The organism is Kribbella capetownensis, from assembly GCF_004331485.1.
Taxonomy (GTDB): domain Bacteria; phylum Actinomycetota; class Actinomycetes; order Propionibacteriales; family Kribbellaceae; genus Kribbella; species Kribbella capetownensis.
Genome location: NZ_SJKD01000015.1, coordinates 61,993 through 78,365, shown reverse-complemented (window position 1 = coordinate 78,365; position 16,373 = coordinate 61,993). Strand labels below are relative to the sequence as shown.

Here is a 16,373-nt window from a genome sequence, read left to right as displayed (position 1 = left end):
ACCAGCGATCCTGCGCGGTGAGCGGATCAGCGCGAGTGTCCTCACTCGGACGCCGGACGGCGGTGGTTCTCCTGGATGCGGCCGACCCGGTGGCCGGGGACGATCGGTGGTGTCCGAGAGGGTTCAGTTCGGCGAGTGGTCTTGTGGCTGTGTCTGATGTAGGTGGGGATCGCGAGCCAGAAGGCGACGAACCACGCGAGGACGGCCGCGACCAGGACGATGGCGGCCAGGCGGGGGAGTACGACGTCCAGCGCGATCAGGACTCCACCGCAGATCGCTGCGACGAGGAAGACCAGCCCTGCGCAAGCCAGGCGATCCGCGATGGTGACCAAGCGGTCGCGGAGTCCCAGCTGGTAGAGCATGCGGTGGAAGGCGACTGGTGCGAGGAACAGTGCGACGGCAAGTGCCGAGGCAATCAGGGTGCCGGCGTACACGGCGTGGGTGAATTGATCGGCGGTATGGAACTTGCTCTGGAAGCCGATGGCCAGCAGGAAGGCGAACAGGATCTGGGTGCCGGTTTGGGCGAGCCGTAGCTCCTGGAGCAGCTCGTTCCAGTGGCGATCGAGTCGCTCGCCGGAAGTCTCGCCATCGCGTTCGTACGTCAGGGGGCCGGATCGAATCATGGTTGACTCACTTGGGTGGCATGGGTGCGGCGTACCGGTTTCGGATCGGTGCTCATGGTCTGCCTTCGGTACTGCGTTGTGTCCTTCGCGGTACCCGCTATCCGCCGGGCCGACACCCAGCATTGGTTCGTGCGCGGGTTGGCGGGTCCGGACACGGCACGGGAACCGAGCAGGTCATCCACCGCTGGCCTGGCCGATCTCGCGGTCGGAACCTGTCACGATTGCTTGAGGCATGCAGCGCCGTTGCCCTTGGCAGCCACCTGGATACGCTGTTGGCCATGGTGCGCGACGACTCCGGAGGCCAATTGGTACTGGCCGATCGTGTAGGTGAGGCCGACCAGCGGAGCGCGGCTCGGGAAGTCGTGGCCGGCAAGGCGGGTACCGATCAGAGCGTCGGAGATGACGAAGAGTGCGCCGCCGGACCCAGTGCGCCGGTCGTACCAGCCAGAGGTCACTGCAGTCGCCGTCAGCATCACGGAATAGGCGGCGACGGGTCTCCGGAGCGGGCCGAGGCGCGGCCAGAGGACAGCCACGATCGCGGAACCGGCGCCGGTGTACGCCGCGAGGACCTGCCAGCGAGTTCGCTCGAGGCCGCGCGCGAACAGTGTCACGTAGCAGGCGTGTGCAGCGGCGTACGTCGCCATGCCGGGGTACAGCAGGCCTTGCTCCATCAGGGTGTCACCCGTGGCCGAGGCGAGGAGGGCGGCTACGAGGAGGCGTGGACATCCTCTGCGTCTAGACCATGCCGCGAGGGTCGGCATGAGTGCGCTCTTCGAGACGACCCGCAAGACAGGGACGTTGAGCACATGGCCGACAGCATGGGCCATTGCGCAACCCCAGTAGGCAGCCGCCCAACCCGTGTCCTGTGAATGCCCCATCGACAGCAAGCCACCGAGCTCGAGTCGGTTGACCAAGCGACCAGCGCGATGCTTCACACCCGACCGGTACCCTGTCGCTCGCGGCGAAACCTGCCGGGTCGGCCCGTCGGTACCGGGTCGGCGCTGACCCGGTACCGACGCTGGCGGCGGCGAGCGTGATTTCGATGACAGCTGAGAGTGACGATCGCCGTAGGGTTGCCAACCACTGTCTGACAGCCGCGGCCACGAGGCCGGCCGAGCTTGCGTCCGTTGACCACCCGGCCGGATGGGTGCCACGGCTCAGCCGATTTCGGCGGGTACCGCGGTCAGTGGGGTTGTTCGGCGTGGTGGATGATTCGGGTTGCGATGGTGGTGAGGGTTTCGCCGGTGTTGCGGGGCATCGAGTTGAGTAGCTGGTATGCCTGGGCCATGTCGATATCGTGGCGCTCGGCCAGGACGCCCTTGGCCTGTTCGATCACGATCCGGCCTTGGAGCGCGTTGTTGATACGGTCCGCGATCTCGTTGTCGCCGACATCCATGCTGTGCAGGATCACGACGGCTGCGACATCGGCGAAGGCCTGGGACAGGTGCAATGCGCTGTCGTCGAGTGGTTCGGTCGTGCGGTGGAAGGCGTTGAGTCCGCCGATGACGTTGCCGTGCCAGCGCAGCGGACTGGTGTGGATCTGGGCGAAACCTGCGGCGGCGATGGCCTTCCCGATCTCACCCCATCGCTGGATGATCTGCTCCGATCCGATGACATGAAGCTGTTGACCGGTGCTCAAGGTGTCGACGCAGGGGCCGGTGTCGGTCTGGATCTGGTAGAGCTCGAGCTCGGCGGCGGTGTGGGAGGTTGCCGAGAGCAACTCGAGCCCGTTCTGGCCGTCGTGGACCAGGATGCCGAGCGCGGCGGCACCGGTGAGAGCGCCGCAGTCCTCCAGCAACCCGGTGATCGTGCCGACCACATCGTGGGGGCCGACCATCGCGGCGGCCGCGTTGGCGAAGGCTTCGGAGGCGTTGGCGGCGATCATGAGGTCTGGGTTCCCCCGTCGGTGTCGGTGTCTCGGTCGGATTCGCGGGACGACCCCGGCAACTGATCGGGGCGAAGCGAGGTGTCGGGATCGGCAAACCGCAGCCTGCGGTCCACGACAAGCCGGGCGACCTCAGTCATGCTGGCGTTGTGGGCGAACGCATGGGCGCGCAGCAGCGCCACGGCGTCGGTGACGGTGATGCCGAGTTGGGTGAGGACCATGCCGGTGGCTTGATGGATCGCGGCCCGGTCGGCCCAGGTCCGGCTGTCGAGATCGTGCAGGTATCCCTCAGGGTTCTGCAACAGTGCGGTGCCGATCGCGTCGGCCAAGAACTGGGCGGTGGCGGCATCAGGCACCGGGGGAGCGGAATGGTGGGTGGTCAGTACGCCGAGCACTTGCCCGGCGGGCCTGATCGGTACGGCGTGGAGCGTCAACTCACCGACTGCGGCCTGGGCGGCGGCGGTGAAGTTCGACCAGGCGCTGCCCTGGGCATTCAGGTCGAGGGTGACGATGGTTCCCGAGCGGTAGGCCTGGTTGCCAGGGCCCTCGCCGAGGACCTCCTGAAGGTCCTCGAGCCGGGCCGCGGCATCGTCGGTGCTGCACAGCGTCACCCGCTCGGCTCGGGTGTTCGACAGGGTCAGCGCGGCTCCGTTGCCGCCGAGGATGCGAAGGTACGCATGGCACAGGCGTACTTCGAGCGGCTCGCCGCTCGGTTCGGCGATCGCGCGCGCCAGCCGGGCGAGCAGGCCAGTCTTGTCAAGCGTCGCCACGAAGCGCTCCTTTCGGAGCCAGCCCATCCGACCTCGGACAGTCGAAGCCGGCGTCGTGATCAGTTGAGGCAACGACGGGTGCGTCGAGTGGGGTCTGAACCGTCTCGGTCAGGTTGATCGGTGCCTGCATGGTGGCGACAGCCTTCGTCATGGCTGCGGCGAGACTTCCCACCGGATCATGCTGCATGAGGACTCCTCCGGTGGCCGGGTGGCGCCTTGTCTGACGGTTAGGGATCAAACGTCTCTACCTGTCACCGTACTCCCGGCATGCGGTCGGGCGATGGCACCTCGACAAATGCTGACGGCCGGAGCGTCCGAACCCGGCTGGCATGCATGGACGCCCGCGACGCGGGCACGGTCTCCTCAACGCCCTCGGCCTCATCCAGTTCGATGGCCAGCCGGGTCGACGTGGCAGCGACCTCCCCACCGGCAGGGTGAATCGCCGACTACCCCGGTGGTGCGCGTTCGCTGGACACTCCGCGAACTACTTTGGCTCTCGAGGCTCTCGAGGCTGACTTCAGGGTCACACTGAGGTAGCCGGCACAACCTGCCGCCACCATCAAGGAGCCCGATCGTGAATCTGCCGCGCGACACCCACCTCATCGAGGTGATGACCGAGGTCGCGGCGGCGCTGCTCGTACCGATCGACCTCGACGAAACCCTGGACAGGATCACCGCCAGCGTCACCGAGACGATTCCTGGCGTCGACTACGCCAGCGTCTCGGTCACGACCCGCGGCGGCCAGATCCGTACCCTCGCACCGACCGGTGCCATAGCGATCCAGGCCGACGAACTGCAATACGAGTTCGGCGAAGGGCCGTGCCTTCAGGCCGCCCTTACCGAGCCAGTGGTCGAGGTCGACGACCTCACCAGCGATCTGCGCTGGCCCACCTATGGGCCCAAAGCCGCAGCACTCGGAGTCAAGTCGCAACTGTCCTTCCAGTTCCGCGCCGACCCGCACGTCCGCGGCGCACTGAACCTCTACGCAACTCAGCCGCACGCCATCGACGGTGAATGCCGCCAACTGAGCGCTATGTTCGCCGCGCTCGTCGCAGTCGCCATGGGCTGGGCACGCCGCGACCAGACCCTGGGCCAGGCCGTCGTCAGCCACACCACGGTCGGACAAGCAGTCGGCGTCATCATGGAGCGCTACCGCCTCGACCCCGACCGCGCTTTCGGGTTCTTGGTCCGCACCTCCCAGAACGGCAACATCAAACTCCACCAAGTTGCCGAGCGCATCGTGGCCGACGCGGCCCGCACCGCGCAACGAAACGAGCAGTAAGGCTCGCGAGCTGACCGGACACACCCTCGCGGCGACCAGCCGCCAGGGCGCCTCGCCCCGAACAACGGACGAAATCGGGACGCGAGACGACTGGTCACCCGCTGCCAGTCTGCGCCCCTAAGCCAATCAATCGGTGCGCCGTGGACATGTCAGGCCTTGGCTGGATGGTGGACGAGCTGGGCCGCGTGGGCGAAGGAGATGAGGCCGGCGGCGAGGGCGGCGCGGTCGTCCTCCGTCATGAGAGCAAGGATCTCGGCGATGCCGCCTCGGCGAGCGCTGCGAATGCGGGCCAGGCCCCGGCGGCCTTTGGCGGACAGCCTCAGCTCTACCGTCCGTCGATCGTGGTCGGGGGTACGGCGAAGAACCAGGCCGTCGTCGGCCAGCCGGTTGATGATCCGGCTGGCCGAGGGGGCGGAGACGTCGAGCTGACCCGCGAGATCGCTGAGGCGCAGCGGTCCGTGCTGGTCGAGCGTGAGCAGCATCCGGATCTGTAACACGGACAGCTGTGCGGACGTGCTCAACGCACCCAGCGTCACCTCGAAGAGCGCGATCGACGCCTGTTCGATCACCGGCGCCGACGCGGCCGCGTCCCTGCGATCGCGCGCACTGGTGGCCGTCACCTGGTCACTCATCGTCCGACGATACCAGCCGCAGGATCCGCCTCCCGGCAACGGTAGTTGTCATAGATCAAGAGTTGACCTCCATCACTGATCGGAGTTTGCACCGTCGGAGCCGTGGGTACCGGCGGGCCGGTTCAGCCGTGCTGCCGAACCGCGACCCCGGGAGGGATACCGTGACGCTGGAGCTGGAGCGGACAGTCGATGTTCCCGCCGCGCCGGAGTGGCTGGAGCGAGCCCTGCGCGGCAGGGTCGACGGTGAGGTCCGCTTCGATCGGGGTTCGCTGGCGACGTACTCGTGCGACTCGTCGAACTACCGCCAGATCCCGATCGCTGTGGTGGTACCGCGGACGGTGGAGGCCGGCGTCGGGGCCGTCGAGGTCTGCCGAACAGCGCGAGTCCCGGTAGTGTCCCGCGGCGGTGGTACGAGCCTCGCCGGGCAGGCGACGAACGCGGCGGTCGTGATTGACTGGAGCAAATACTGCCATCGGATGGTGTCGGTGGAGGCGGCCGCCAGGACCTGTGTCGTCGAGCCGGGGATCGCTGTGGACGACCTGAACCGGGCGCTGGCGCCCGACGGGCTGATGTTCGGGCCGAAGCCCTCGACGCATCAGACCTGCACGATCGGTGGGATGGTGGGGAACAACTCGTGTGGCGCGAGCGCGCAGGCGTACGGCAAGACGGTCGACAACGTTCGCCGGCTCGAGGTGCTGACGTACGCCGGCGATCGGATGTGGGTCGGGCCAACGCCCACTGACGAACTGGAACGCATCACGTCCGGCCACGATGCGCGGGCTGACCTCTACCGACGGCTGGTCGGCCTGCGGGATCGGTATCTCGGCCAGATCCGCACCGGTTATCCGAAGATCCCGCGCCGGGTCTCCGGATACAACCTCGACGCGTTGCTGCCCGAGTCCGGGTTCGACGTGGCCAAGGCTCTGGTCGGCAGTGAGGGAACCCTGGTAACCGTTCTGCACGCGGAGCTCGAGCTCGTGACGGTACCGGCGTACCAGACGATGGTGCTGCTGGGCTACCCCGATCTCGAGGCGGCCGGCCGGGCAGTACGGCGGATCCTGCCGCACGAGCCATGGCAGCTCGAGGGGCTGGACGAGATACTGATCGGCCTCGAGCATGGCGAGCACCTGGTCGACACAGCGATCCGGCGGCTGCCGGAGGGGCGGGCCTGGCTGACCGCGCAGTTCGCGGGCGAGACGTTCGCCCAGGTCGACGCGGCCGCGCACCGGCTGATGGACGATCTGAAGACCGGCGACGATCCGATCCCATCGATGGTCTACCTCGACGATCCGGGCCGGGAGGCCGAGCTGATCGAGCTGCGGGAGGCAGGTCTGGGCGCGACCGCGCATCCGGTCGCCAGGCACGAGAACTGGGAGGGGTGGGAGGACTCCGCCGTTCATCCGAACGACCTGGGGGAGTACCTGCACGATCTCCGCGAGCTGCTGTCGCGGTTCGGGTACGACGAGACCGAGACCTCACTGTACGGACACTTCGGACAAGGCTGTGTGCACACTCGGATTCCGTTCGAGCTGCGGACCGCAGACGGAATCGCGCACTACCGCGACTTCGTGCGGCAGGCGGCCGAGCTGGTCACGAGGTACGGCGGTTCGCTGTCGGGGGAGCACGGCGACGGCCAGTCCCGGGGTGAGCTGCTCACGATCATGTTCGGGCCGGATCTGGTTGTGGCGTTCGGTGCGGTCAAGGCGATCTTCGATCCGGACAACCGGATGAATCCGGGCAAGGTCGTGGACCCGAATCCGCTCGACTCGCACCTGCGTCTCGGTACCGGCTTCGCGCATCCGCCGATAAAGACCCAGTTCAGCTATCCCAAGGATGACGGCACGTTCACGAACGCGGCGCTGCGGTGCGTCGGCATCGGCAAGTGCCGCACATCGGCCTCCGAGAACGGTCAGGTGATGTGCCCGTCCTACCTGGTCACGCGGGAGGAGGAACATTCGCCGCGGGGCCGTTCACGGCTGCTGTTCGAGATGGTGCGCGGCGAGGTGATCCCGGACGGCTGGCGGTCGACCGAGGTCCGCGACGCGCTCGACCTCTGTCTGGCCTGCAAGGGGTGCAAGGTCGACTGTCCGGTCGGCGTCGACGTCGCGACGTACAAGGCCGAGTTCCTCTCGCATCACTACGCCCACCGGATCCGTCCGACGGCGCACTACTCGATGGGCTGGCTGCCGGTCTGGGCGCTTGCGGCCCGGCGTGCTCCGAGGCTCGTCAACGCCGCGACACACCGAGCACCGCTGTCCGGCATAGTGAAGCGAGCCGGTGGGATCGCGCCGGAGAGAGCACTCCCTCGCTTCTCGGAGCAGCCGTTCACGGACTGGTGGCGCACTCGCCCACGCCGAGCCGAGCGGGCGGAGCGTGGCCGGCTCGTCCTTTGGCCGGACACGTTCACCAACTACTTCCGTCCGTCCATCGGTAGAGCAGCCGTCGAGGTGCTCGAGGCCGCCGGGTTCGAGGTGACGCTGCCTGCGCGGTCGGTGTGTTGCGGCCTGACCTGGATCTCGACCGGTCAACTCGGCGTCGCCCGGCGGGTTCTCCGGCGTACTGCCGGCGTGCTCCGCGATGACATCCGCGCCGGCACGCCGATCGTCGGCCTCGAGCCGTCCTGCGGCGCGGTCTTCCGGTCTGACGCCCACGAGCTTCTCGGTGACGACGAGGACATCCGGCGATTGTCCAAGCAGTTCGTGACGTTCGCAGAAGTGCTCCAGGACAGGGCATCGGACTGGACGGCGCCCCGGCTGGACGTTCACGCGATGGTCCAGACCCATTGCCATGAGCACGCTGTCCTGGGGGCCGATGCCGAGGCCAAGCTGATCGAGCGGGCCGGGATGGACCGGGAGCAGCTCGACTCGGGTTGTTGCGGGCTCGCCGGGAACTTCGGTTTCGAGCGTGGCCACTACGACGTCTCGATGGCCGCGGCGGAGCGTGTCGTGCTGCCTCGCGTCCGTGCGGCCGAGGACACGACGCTGGTCCTCGCCGACGGCTTCAGTTGCCGCACCCAGATCGAGCACGGCACGGACCGCAAGGCGATGCACCTCGCCGAGGCGCTCGCCGCCGGACTGCATGCGGCCCGGCTCGGCTCGAGACCTGAACAGACCATCACCGACCACCTTCGGGAGGACTCATGACCACGACCGTCGCCGACCAGATCCTCCAGCGCCTGCGCGAGTGGGACGTCGAGCACGTCTTCGGGTACGCCGGTGACGGCATCAACGGACTGCTGTCGGCCTGGGAACGGGCCGAGGACCAACCGCGTTTCGTGCAGGCGCGGCACGAGGAGATGGCGGCCTTCGAGGCGGTCGGCTACGCCAAGTTCACCGGACGCGTCGGTGTCTGTACGGCGACCAGCGGTCCTGGCGCGATCCACCTGCTGAACGGTCTGTACGACGCCAAGCTCGACCACGTCCCTGTGGTGGCGATCGTCGGTCAGACAGCTCGTAGCGCGATGGGTGGCAGCTACCAGCAGGAGGTCGATCTGCACACCCTGTTCAAGGACGTTGCGGGTGACTACTGCCAGACGGTGATGGTGCCGGAGCAGTTGCCGAACGTGCTCGACCGGGCGATCCGGATCGCGGCCACCCGGCGTACCGTGACGGCGCTCATCGTGCCGGCGGATCTGCAGGAGCTGGAGTACACACCGCCGTCGCATGCGTTCAAGATGATCCCGTCGAGCCTGGATCTGGCGTGGTCCGCGCCGGTTCCGCCGACGGAGCAGCTCGAGCGGGCCGCCGAGATTCTGAACGCCGGTGAGAAGGTCGCGATCCTGGTCGGCCAGGGTGCGCGCGGCGCGGTCGACGAGATCACGCAGTTGGCAGAGCTGGCCGGTGCCGGAGTGGCGAAGGCGTTGCTGGGCAAGGATGTGCTGTCTGACGAGTTGCCGTGGGTGACGGGTTCGATCGGTTTGCTGGGCACGCGGCCGTCGTACGAGCTGATGATGGAGTGCGACACGTTGCTGGTCGTCGGGTCGAACTTCCCGTACTCGCAGTTCCTGCCGCCGTTCGGGCAGGCGCGGGCGATCCAGATCGATCATGATCCGACGATGATCGGGATGCGGTACCCGTTCGAGGTGAACCTGGTCGGTGACTCGGCCCGGACGCTGCACGAGTTGCTGACCTTGGTGCGGCCGAAGAACGATCGGTCGTGGCGCGACGACATCGAGGCCAAGGTGGCGCGCTGGTGGGAGGTCATGCAGCGCCGGGCCTACACCTCCGCGGATCCGATCAATCCCGAGCTGGTCTTCCATGAGCTGTCCCAGCGCTTACCGGATGACGCGATCATTGCCGCGGACTCTGGTTCGGCCGCGAACTGGTACGCGCGGCATGTCCGGATCAGGGGGTCGATGCGCGGCTCTCTGTCCGGGACGCTGGCCACGATGGGGCCTGGGGTGCCGTACGTGATCGGCGCGAAGTTCGGTCTGCCGGATCGACCCGCGTATGCGTTGGTGGGCGATGGCGCGATGCAGATGAACGGATTGAACGAGCTGATCACGATCGCGAAGTACTGGCAGGAGTGGGACGATCCCCGCCTGGTCGTCGCCGTACTGCACAACAACGATCTCAACCAGGTCACCTGGGAGTTGCGGGCGATGGGTGGTTCGCCGCAGTTCCTGCCGTCACAGGAGTTGCCGGAGTTTCCGTACGCCGGCTACGCGAAGTTGCTCGGGTTGCGCGGTGTCACGGCCGAGAAGCCGGAAGACGTCGTACCGGCGTGGGAGGAGGCGCTCGCCTCGGATCGTCCGTGTGTGGTCGAGTTCCGTACCGATCCGGCGGTGCCGCCGATCCCGCCGCACGCGAGCTGGGACCAGATCGAGAAGGCGCTCGAGTCGATCATCCGTGGTGACAGCGACCGCGTCGGCATGATCAAGGAAGGCTTCAAGTCCAAGGTCCAGGAATTCCTGCCAGGCGGTAAGCACCCGGCGGATCAGGGCCACGACGACTCGTGATCATGCGGAGCGACGGATCGCACCGCCGTCCGGCCGTCGGCCTCGGCACGATCGAGAACGTGCGTGCATCGGCGTACACCATTCCGGCCGATTCACCCGAAGGCGACGGTACGTTCGCCTGGAACAGCACGACGTTGGTTCTGGTCGAGACCGATGCAGGTGGGCAGACAGGAATCGGCTGGACCTACGGAGCCGCCGCCTGCGTCGACGTGGTGGAAGGCCAGCTCGCCGGTGTGGTCGAGGGCAGGGATGCCTCGGGCGTCGGCGGATGCTGGACCGCGATGCGGTCCGCCTTGCGGAACGTCGGACGCCCGGGCGTCGCCGGGATGGCCTTGTCGGCGGTCGATTGCGCGCTGTGGGACCTGAAGGCCAAGCTTCTCGGCCTACCGTTGCAGCGGTTGCTCGGCGCCGTCCACGACGACGTCCCCGTCTACGGCAGCGGCGGCTTCACGACGTACGACGATCGGCAGCTCGAACGGCAGCTGTCCCAGTGGGTGCACGCCGACCGGATCCCGCGGGTGAAGGTCAAGATCGGCGAGTCCGGCGGTTCCGATCCGGAGCGTGATCTTCGGCGGGTGGCGTTGGCCCGCGAGATCATCGGCCCGGCGACGGAGCTGTTCGTCGACGCCAACGGCGCCTACAACGTCGGCCAGGCGCGACGGGTCGCCGAGCGGTTGGCGTCGTACGACGTGACGTGGTTCGAGGAGCCGGTGTCGTCGGACGATCTGAGCGGGCTGCGGTCGGTACGTGAACGCGCCACCGCCGACGTGACCGCGGGAGAGTACGGCTATGACCTGGTCTACTTCGAGCGGATGTGCGCGGCCCAGGCCGTCGACTGCCTTCAGGTCGACATCACTCGCTGTGGCGGCGTCAGCGAGCTGCTGCGGATTGCGGCGGTGGCGGACGCGCATGGTCTCGACGTCTCCGGGCATTGCGCACCGGGCCTTCACCTGGCGCCATTGGCCGCGATCCCCAATCTCCGTCATCTGGAGTGGTTCCACGATCACGTCCGGATCGAGTCGATGCTGTTCGGCGGACTTCCCGATCCGTCGGGTGGCCAGGTCGGCCCGTCCGACAAGGCACTCGGTCACGGCCTTGTCTGGTTGCCGGACACCGCCGCCGCCTACCGGGTTTGACTCCCCACGGGCGGTTCGCCGGCGGCCACCCAGGATCGAACCAGCGACCGTTCTCATCGGGGCCGAGAGGGAGACACAACAGCCTTCACGGTGATCTCGCCTTTCAGTTGCGGTTACCGGCGCTCCAGGCCGTGCAGTACGGCTGCGGTGACAGCGCCGTACGCGAGGTGAGGAGCAACATCGGCCAGCCAGTCTGTGGCTTTCCAGGAGCGGGGGTCGGTGATGCCGAGGGCCACCATGGATGCATCGGTACCGACCATCGCGCCCACGCCGGCAATCAGGGCCGTTGCCGGCGCCGGCGGCCGCAGGCCGAAGGCCCGGCTCATGCCGAGAACGGCGCCGATGCCGACACCTGTGCTGATGCCCAGCAGCGCGCCGAGACCGGTTTGGCGGTTCTCCCGGGCCTCGTCGTCCCCCGGGATGGTTACGCCGCTGCGGTCGGACAGGTCCCGTACCGCATCTTCGGGTACGGTGCTGGCCGGTCGACCGCGGGCAGCCATGTCGAGGTACGTCACGGCGTTCAACGCGGTTGTTCCCGCGGCTCCTGCGGCCATACCGGCGCGAAGCGAGCTCCAGACATTCATTTCTCGGAGTTCTTGCTGTTCGCTCTGGTTTCCGCGACATCACGGAGAAACAGGCCGCGTTACCGGTGTCCGATTTCGATGACCTGCAGGCCGGCTCGGTGATGTCGCGGGTCGCCGCCCTGGATCTCCAACAGGTGGAACAGCTGATCGGGTACGAGCGCAACCACGCACACCGTGCCGAGGTGCTCGAAGTCTTGAGCCAGCGACGCCGCCAGCTCCACGACGTCTCCGAAAGCGCCCCGGCAGCGCTCTCCTGAGACGTCGCGCGTTCGACGACTTTCCAGGCGTGAGTACCTCCATAAACTCCGTCTGGTGCCCGGTTTCGCGGGGCCAATGCACCCGAGTCAGGGGAGTGGACGCCCGCCCGTGGCGCCGATGCGCTCGCCGGTGATGTACGTCGAGTCGTCAGAAGCGAGGAAGACATACGCCGGCGCCAGTTCGGCGGGCTGCCCTGCGCGGCCGAGTGGGGTGTCGACACCGAACTCGCCGACCTTGTCAGCCGGCAGGGTGGCTGGAATGAGGGGTGTCCAGACCGGGCCAGGAGCGACGGAGTTGACCCGGATGCCCTTCGGAGCCAGCTCCTGTGCGAGGCCTTTGGTGAAGTTGAGGATCGCAGCCTTGCTGGTCGCATAGTCGAGCAGGTTTGGCGACGGTTCGTAGGCCTGGATGGAGGTCGTGTTGATGATCGCAGAACCCTCCGACAGATGGGGGAGCGCGGCTTTGCAAAGCCAGAACATGGCGTAGACATTGGTCTTGAGGACCTGATCGAACTGCTCGCTGGAGATGGCCGCGATGCCACTGCGGGACATCTGGTAAGCCGCATTGTTGACCAGGATGTCCAAGCCACCGAGTTCTTCCACACACCGGTCGACGAGCCGCTGACAGTGCTGCTCGTCCTGGATGTCTCCGGCCAAGGATGCCGCCGTACGACCGGAGTCCACTACCAGGCGGCAGGTCTCGCGAGCGTCCTGCTCTTCGGCTTCGAGGTGAGAAATCATCACGTCCGCACCCTCCCGGGCGAAGGCCAGAGCGACTGCACGTCCGATGCCGGAATCGCCGCCGGTGATCAACGCCCGTTTGCCGGCCAGCTTTTCGCTGCCACGGTAGGTCTGCTCGCCGTAGTCGGGTTCTGGGCTCATCGCACCGCTGCGTCCAGGGTGTTCCTGCTTCTGAGGCGCTTGCTGGTCTGGTCCGGCGTACCGGGTTGTCGGATCGGTGCTCATTGTTCGCCTCCAGTGGTATGCAGAGCGTGTTCTGCGGTACCCAGAGAGAAACGATGCATGCGCAAGTCAGGGCGAGTCGGGTGGAGAAGTCGTGGCCGGCGACTTCGGTGCCGATGAGGGCGTCCGAGATGAGGAAGAGGGCGCCCCGAGGCTTGCGCGCCCTCACTTCTCGGACGGTTTCAGGCTGATTCGCCGGGGTACTGCGCGCGCATGGGAAGTGTCGACCGGATAGCGGAGCCCTGGGGTACGCGTACGCCGTACGGCTCGGGGGGTGAGTGGCCGGTCCGGGTTGATACCCGGCTGGACGATGGGTTGGGCGAAGCTGACGTCGATCGGTGGGTGCAGTCCGCGACGATCCTGCATTCGAACGGTGACGGGTTGGACATCGCGGTCAAGGCCGGGCGGATCGTCGGGGTGCGTGGTCGGGCCGTGGATCGGGTCAATCGCGGCCGGCTTGGTCCGAAGGACCTGTTCGGGTATCAGGCGAACAACTCGCCGGATCGGCTGACCACTCCGCTGATTCGCCGCGACGGTGAGTTGGTGGAGACCGATTGGGAGACCGCGATGACAGCGGTCGCCGGGCGAACCAAGGAACTGCTGGCCGAGCGCGGTCCGAGCGCGGTCGGCTTCTACACCACCGGTCAGCTGTTTCTGGAGGAGTACTACACCCTGGCCCTGATCGGTCACGGCGGCATCGGCACGAACCATATGGACGGCAACACCAGGCTGTGTACGGCGACAGCCGCGGAGGCCCTGAAGGAGTCGTTCGCGAGCGATGGTCAGCCGGGTTCCTACACCGACATCGATCACGCCGATGTCATCGCGCTGTACGGCCACAACATGGCCGAGACCCAAACCGTTCTCTGGACGCGGATCCTGGACCGCCTTGCCGGCCCGAATCCGCCCCAGGTCATCTGCGTCGACCCACGCCGTACGCCCGTCGCGGCCGCCGCCACAGTCCACCTCGCACCCAAGCCGGGAACGAACCTCGCGCTGGTGAACGCGCTGTTGCACGAGATCATCGCCAACGACCTGATCGACCGCGACTACATCGACCGACACACCGTCGGGTACGACGAGCTCGAGAAGCAGGTGGCTGACTGCGACCCGGACTGGGCGGCTGCCGTCTGCGACGTACCGGCAGGGGACATCCGGGACGCGGCCCGGATCCTCGGCCAGGCCGAACGATTGCTCTCGACCGTGCTGCAAGGGTTCTACCAGTCACACCAGGCGACTGCGGCCTCGGTGCAGGTCAACAACATCAACCTCGTCCGGGGCATGCTCGGCAAACCCGGCTGTGGGATCCTGCAGATGAACGGTCAGCCTACCGCGCAGAACACTCGCGAATGCGGCGCCGACGGCGACCTTCCGGGCTTCCGGAACTGGGCCAACGACCAGCACGTCAGCGATCTGGCCAAGGTCTGGAACGTCGAGCCGGCCCAGATCCCGCACTACTCCGAGCCGACTCACTTGATGCAGATGATGCGCTATGTCGAGGACGGCTCGATCCGGTTCTTGTACGTCAGCGGGACCAATCCGGCGGTTTCGCTGCCCGAGCTGGGCCGGATCCGCGAGATCCTGTCCCAGGAGCGGTTGTTCCTGGTCGTGCAGGACATCTTCTTGTCCGAGACCGCGCAGTTGGCCGACGTGGTCCTACCCGCGGCGACGTGGGGTGAGAAGACCGGCACGTTCACCAACGCCGACCGGACCGTGCATCTGTCGGACAAGGCGGTCGATCCGCCCGGGCAGGCTCGGGCCGATCTGGACATATTCATCGACTACGCACGGCGACTGGACCTGAAAGACAAGGACGGCCAGCCGTTGGTGAAGTGGACCGATGCCGAGGGTGCCTTCGAGGGCTGGAAGCGGTGCAGTGCCGGCCGTCCGTGTGACTACACCGGGCTGACCTACGAGAAGCTGCGTGGCGGGAGCGGTATCCAGTGGCCGTGCAACGATGAGCACCCGGACGGCACTGAGCGCATCTATCTGGATGGTGAGTTCTGGAGTTCACCGTCGTACTGCGAGAGCTACGGCAAGGACCTGCTCACCGGCGCGCCGTTGGACCCGGTGGAGTACAAGGCCATGAACCCCTCCGGCAAGGCGGTGCTCAAGGCAGCCGAATACCTGCCGCCGCATGAGCCGCCGACGCCTGAGTACCCCTATTTGCTGATCACGGGCCGGACGCTGTACCACTTCCACACTCGCACGAAGACAGGTCGGGTTCCGCAACTACAGAGCGCCGCGCCGGATGTCTGGGTGGAGATGTCCGCGCTGGACACCGAGCAACTCGGGTGGAGCGAGGGTGACCGGCTGCGGGTGTCCACGCCGCGTGAGAGCGTCGAGGCGCGACTGCGGATCAGCAGCATCCGGCCGTCGACGCTCTTCCTGCCGTTCCACTACGGGTATTGGGACGCTGCGGATGGCGATCATCATCGCGCCGCGAACGAGTTGACGATCACCGACTGGGATCCGGCGTCGAAGCAGCCGCTGTTCAAGTCTGCCGCCGCACGTGTCGAGCGGATAAGCCTTGGCGACGGTCCGTCGGCGGCGCCGACTACCACGGGCTCCAAACCCTTTGCCCACGGCTCGGTTCCGGACACCCGAGGCGGCGCTCAGGCCATGGTGACCGAGCAGCTCGCCGGTGAGGAGAGCAGACAATGAGCGACAAGGTGGGAATGGCCATCGCCGAGTTGCACAGCGCCGAGAACGATCTCGCGGCCGAGTTGCTGCACGCATCGCAGCGGCACAAGGCCGATCATGACATCTTCTACCTCGGCAGGGACCTGGCCCGGTGGTCACAGGAGCACGTCCGGGAACTCGCGGCACACGGCAAGAACTACGGTGTCGAGCTCGATGCCGAACCTGAGGACGACACGACCCTGGTGGCGATGATCCGGCAGAAGAGTTCGGAGCTGATAGGCCGTCGCCACGATCCGGCGCTGCTGTTGTTGAGGGATCTGCGCGAGATTCACCGCAAGGCGGCCGGGGTCTCGCTGGACTGGGAGATCCTTGCCCAGACCGCGCAGGCACTCAAGGACGACGAACTCCTGTCGCTGTCGATGAAGTGTCACCCCCAGACCCTGCGGCAGATGCGGTGGGCGAACGCGATGCTGAAGTCGAACGCCGCCCAGGTCATGGTCACCCCTTAGGTACGCGGCACCGGTCACTACGACCAGCGCCTCCTCGACCGTGCGGTGGCCCGAGCCGGATCCCCGGCAGCATCATCAACCGAACAATCACGGCCGGCGGTGGGGTGCGGTCTACGTTCTGCTGGTCGCCCG

The 16,373-nt window shown here is 66.9% G+C and carries 14 protein-coding genes; 7 read left to right on the top strand and 7 right to left on the bottom strand.

All coding sequences use genetic code 11. From position 1 onward, the window contains the following. Positions 1–41: 41 nt before the first annotated feature. The 4 genes from E0H75_RS40565 to E0H75_RS40550 form a co-directional block, all read right to left on the bottom strand. Positions 42–623, bottom strand: coding sequence for a DUF6328 family protein (locus E0H75_RS40565; protein ID WP_202873426.1), 582 nt, complete (start codon positions 621–623; stop codon positions 42–44). A gap of 215 nt (positions 624–838) precedes the next feature. Next, on the bottom strand, positions 839–1,450 hold the full coding sequence (locus tag E0H75_RS40560; RefSeq protein ID WP_165554409.1) for a lysoplasmalogenase: 612 nt from the start codon (positions 1,448–1,450) through the stop codon (positions 839–841). 356 nt (positions 1,451–1,806) lie between these two features. Then, positions 1,807–2,508, bottom strand: coding sequence for a GAF and ANTAR domain-containing protein (locus tag E0H75_RS40555; protein WP_131519043.1), 702 nt, complete (start codon positions 2,506–2,508; stop codon positions 1,807–1,809). After that, the gene (locus E0H75_RS40550) at positions 2,505–3,278 is read right to left on the bottom strand and encodes a GAF and ANTAR domain-containing protein (protein WP_165554407.1); all 774 of its coding nucleotides are present in this window, start codon (positions 3,276–3,278) and stop codon (positions 2,505–2,507) included. The genes E0H75_RS40555 and E0H75_RS40550 overlap by 4 nt, the downstream gene beginning before the upstream one ends. A gap of 574 nt (positions 3,279–3,852) precedes the next feature. Here E0H75_RS40550 and E0H75_RS40545 point away from each other — a divergent pair. Continuing rightward, on the top strand, positions 3,853–4,560 hold the full coding sequence (locus E0H75_RS40545) for a GAF and ANTAR domain-containing protein (protein ID WP_238163558.1): 708 nt from the start codon (positions 3,853–3,855) through the stop codon (positions 4,558–4,560). A 149-nt stretch (positions 4,561–4,709) separates the two neighbouring features. Here E0H75_RS40545 and E0H75_RS40540 read toward each other — a convergent pair whose 3' ends face one another. Continuing rightward, complete coding sequence (locus E0H75_RS40540) at positions 4,710–5,192, bottom strand: MarR family transcriptional regulator (RefSeq protein ID WP_131519041.1); 483 nt, start codon at positions 5,190–5,192, stop codon at positions 4,710–4,712. A 161-nt stretch (positions 5,193–5,353) separates the two neighbouring features. Between E0H75_RS40540 and E0H75_RS40535 the strand changes: the two genes are divergently transcribed. The 3 genes from E0H75_RS40535 to E0H75_RS40525 are packed head-to-tail and all read left to right on the top strand — an operon-like array spanning position 5,354 to position 11,285. Continuing rightward, positions 5,354–8,335, top strand: coding sequence for an FAD-binding and (Fe-S)-binding domain-containing protein (locus tag E0H75_RS40535; RefSeq protein WP_202873425.1), 2,982 nt, complete (start codon positions 5,354–5,356; stop codon positions 8,333–8,335). Further along, a complete protein-coding gene (locus E0H75_RS40530) occupies positions 8,332–10,149 on the top strand; it encodes a thiamine pyrophosphate-requiring protein (RefSeq protein WP_131519040.1) in 1,818 nt (605 codons plus the stop codon). Before E0H75_RS40535 ends, E0H75_RS40530 begins: the two co-directional genes overlap by 4 nt. A gap of 2 nt (positions 10,150–10,151) precedes the next feature. Next, positions 10,152–11,285: an enolase C-terminal domain-like protein gene (locus tag E0H75_RS40525; RefSeq protein WP_131519039.1), complete on the top strand. Its 1,134-nt coding sequence runs from the start codon at positions 10,152–10,154 to the stop codon at positions 11,283–11,285. A 113-nt stretch (positions 11,286–11,398) separates the two neighbouring features. Here E0H75_RS40525 and E0H75_RS40520 read toward each other — a convergent pair whose 3' ends face one another. Continuing rightward, the gene (locus E0H75_RS40520) at positions 11,399–11,869 is read right to left on the bottom strand and encodes a hypothetical protein (protein ID WP_131519038.1); all 471 of its coding nucleotides are present in this window, start codon (positions 11,867–11,869) and stop codon (positions 11,399–11,401) included. Between the two features lie 65 nt (positions 11,870–11,934). Here E0H75_RS40520 and E0H75_RS40515 point away from each other — a divergent pair, with 65 nt between their 5' ends. Then, positions 11,935–12,126, top strand: a complete 192-nt coding sequence (locus E0H75_RS40515; RefSeq protein ID WP_131519037.1) for a DUF8129 domain-containing protein — start codon at positions 11,935–11,937, stop codon at positions 12,124–12,126. A gap of 87 nt (positions 12,127–12,213) precedes the next feature. Here the strand turns inward: E0H75_RS40515 and E0H75_RS40510 are convergent, their stop codons facing one another. Then, positions 12,214–13,008 carry an SDR family oxidoreductase gene (locus E0H75_RS40510; RefSeq protein ID WP_238163557.1) on the bottom strand — a complete coding sequence of 265 codons (795 nt, stop codon included), beginning with the start codon at positions 13,006–13,008 and terminating at the stop codon, positions 12,214–12,216. A 294-nt stretch (positions 13,009–13,302) separates the two neighbouring features. On the opposite strand from E0H75_RS40510, the gene E0H75_RS40505 reads away from it, so the two are divergent. Together E0H75_RS40505 and E0H75_RS40500 are read left to right on the top strand one after the other, a co-directional pair. Then, positions 13,303–15,753 (top strand): molybdopterin oxidoreductase family protein, encoded by a 2,451-nt coding sequence (locus E0H75_RS40505; protein ID WP_131519035.1) that lies wholly within the window; start codon positions 13,303–13,305, stop codon positions 15,751–15,753. Then, positions 15,750–16,241: a hypothetical protein gene (locus E0H75_RS40500; protein WP_131519034.1), complete on the top strand. Its 492-nt coding sequence runs from the start codon at positions 15,750–15,752 to the stop codon at positions 16,239–16,241. Before E0H75_RS40505 ends, E0H75_RS40500 begins: the two co-directional genes overlap by 4 nt. The last annotated feature ends 132 nt before the right edge of the window (positions 16,242–16,373 follow it).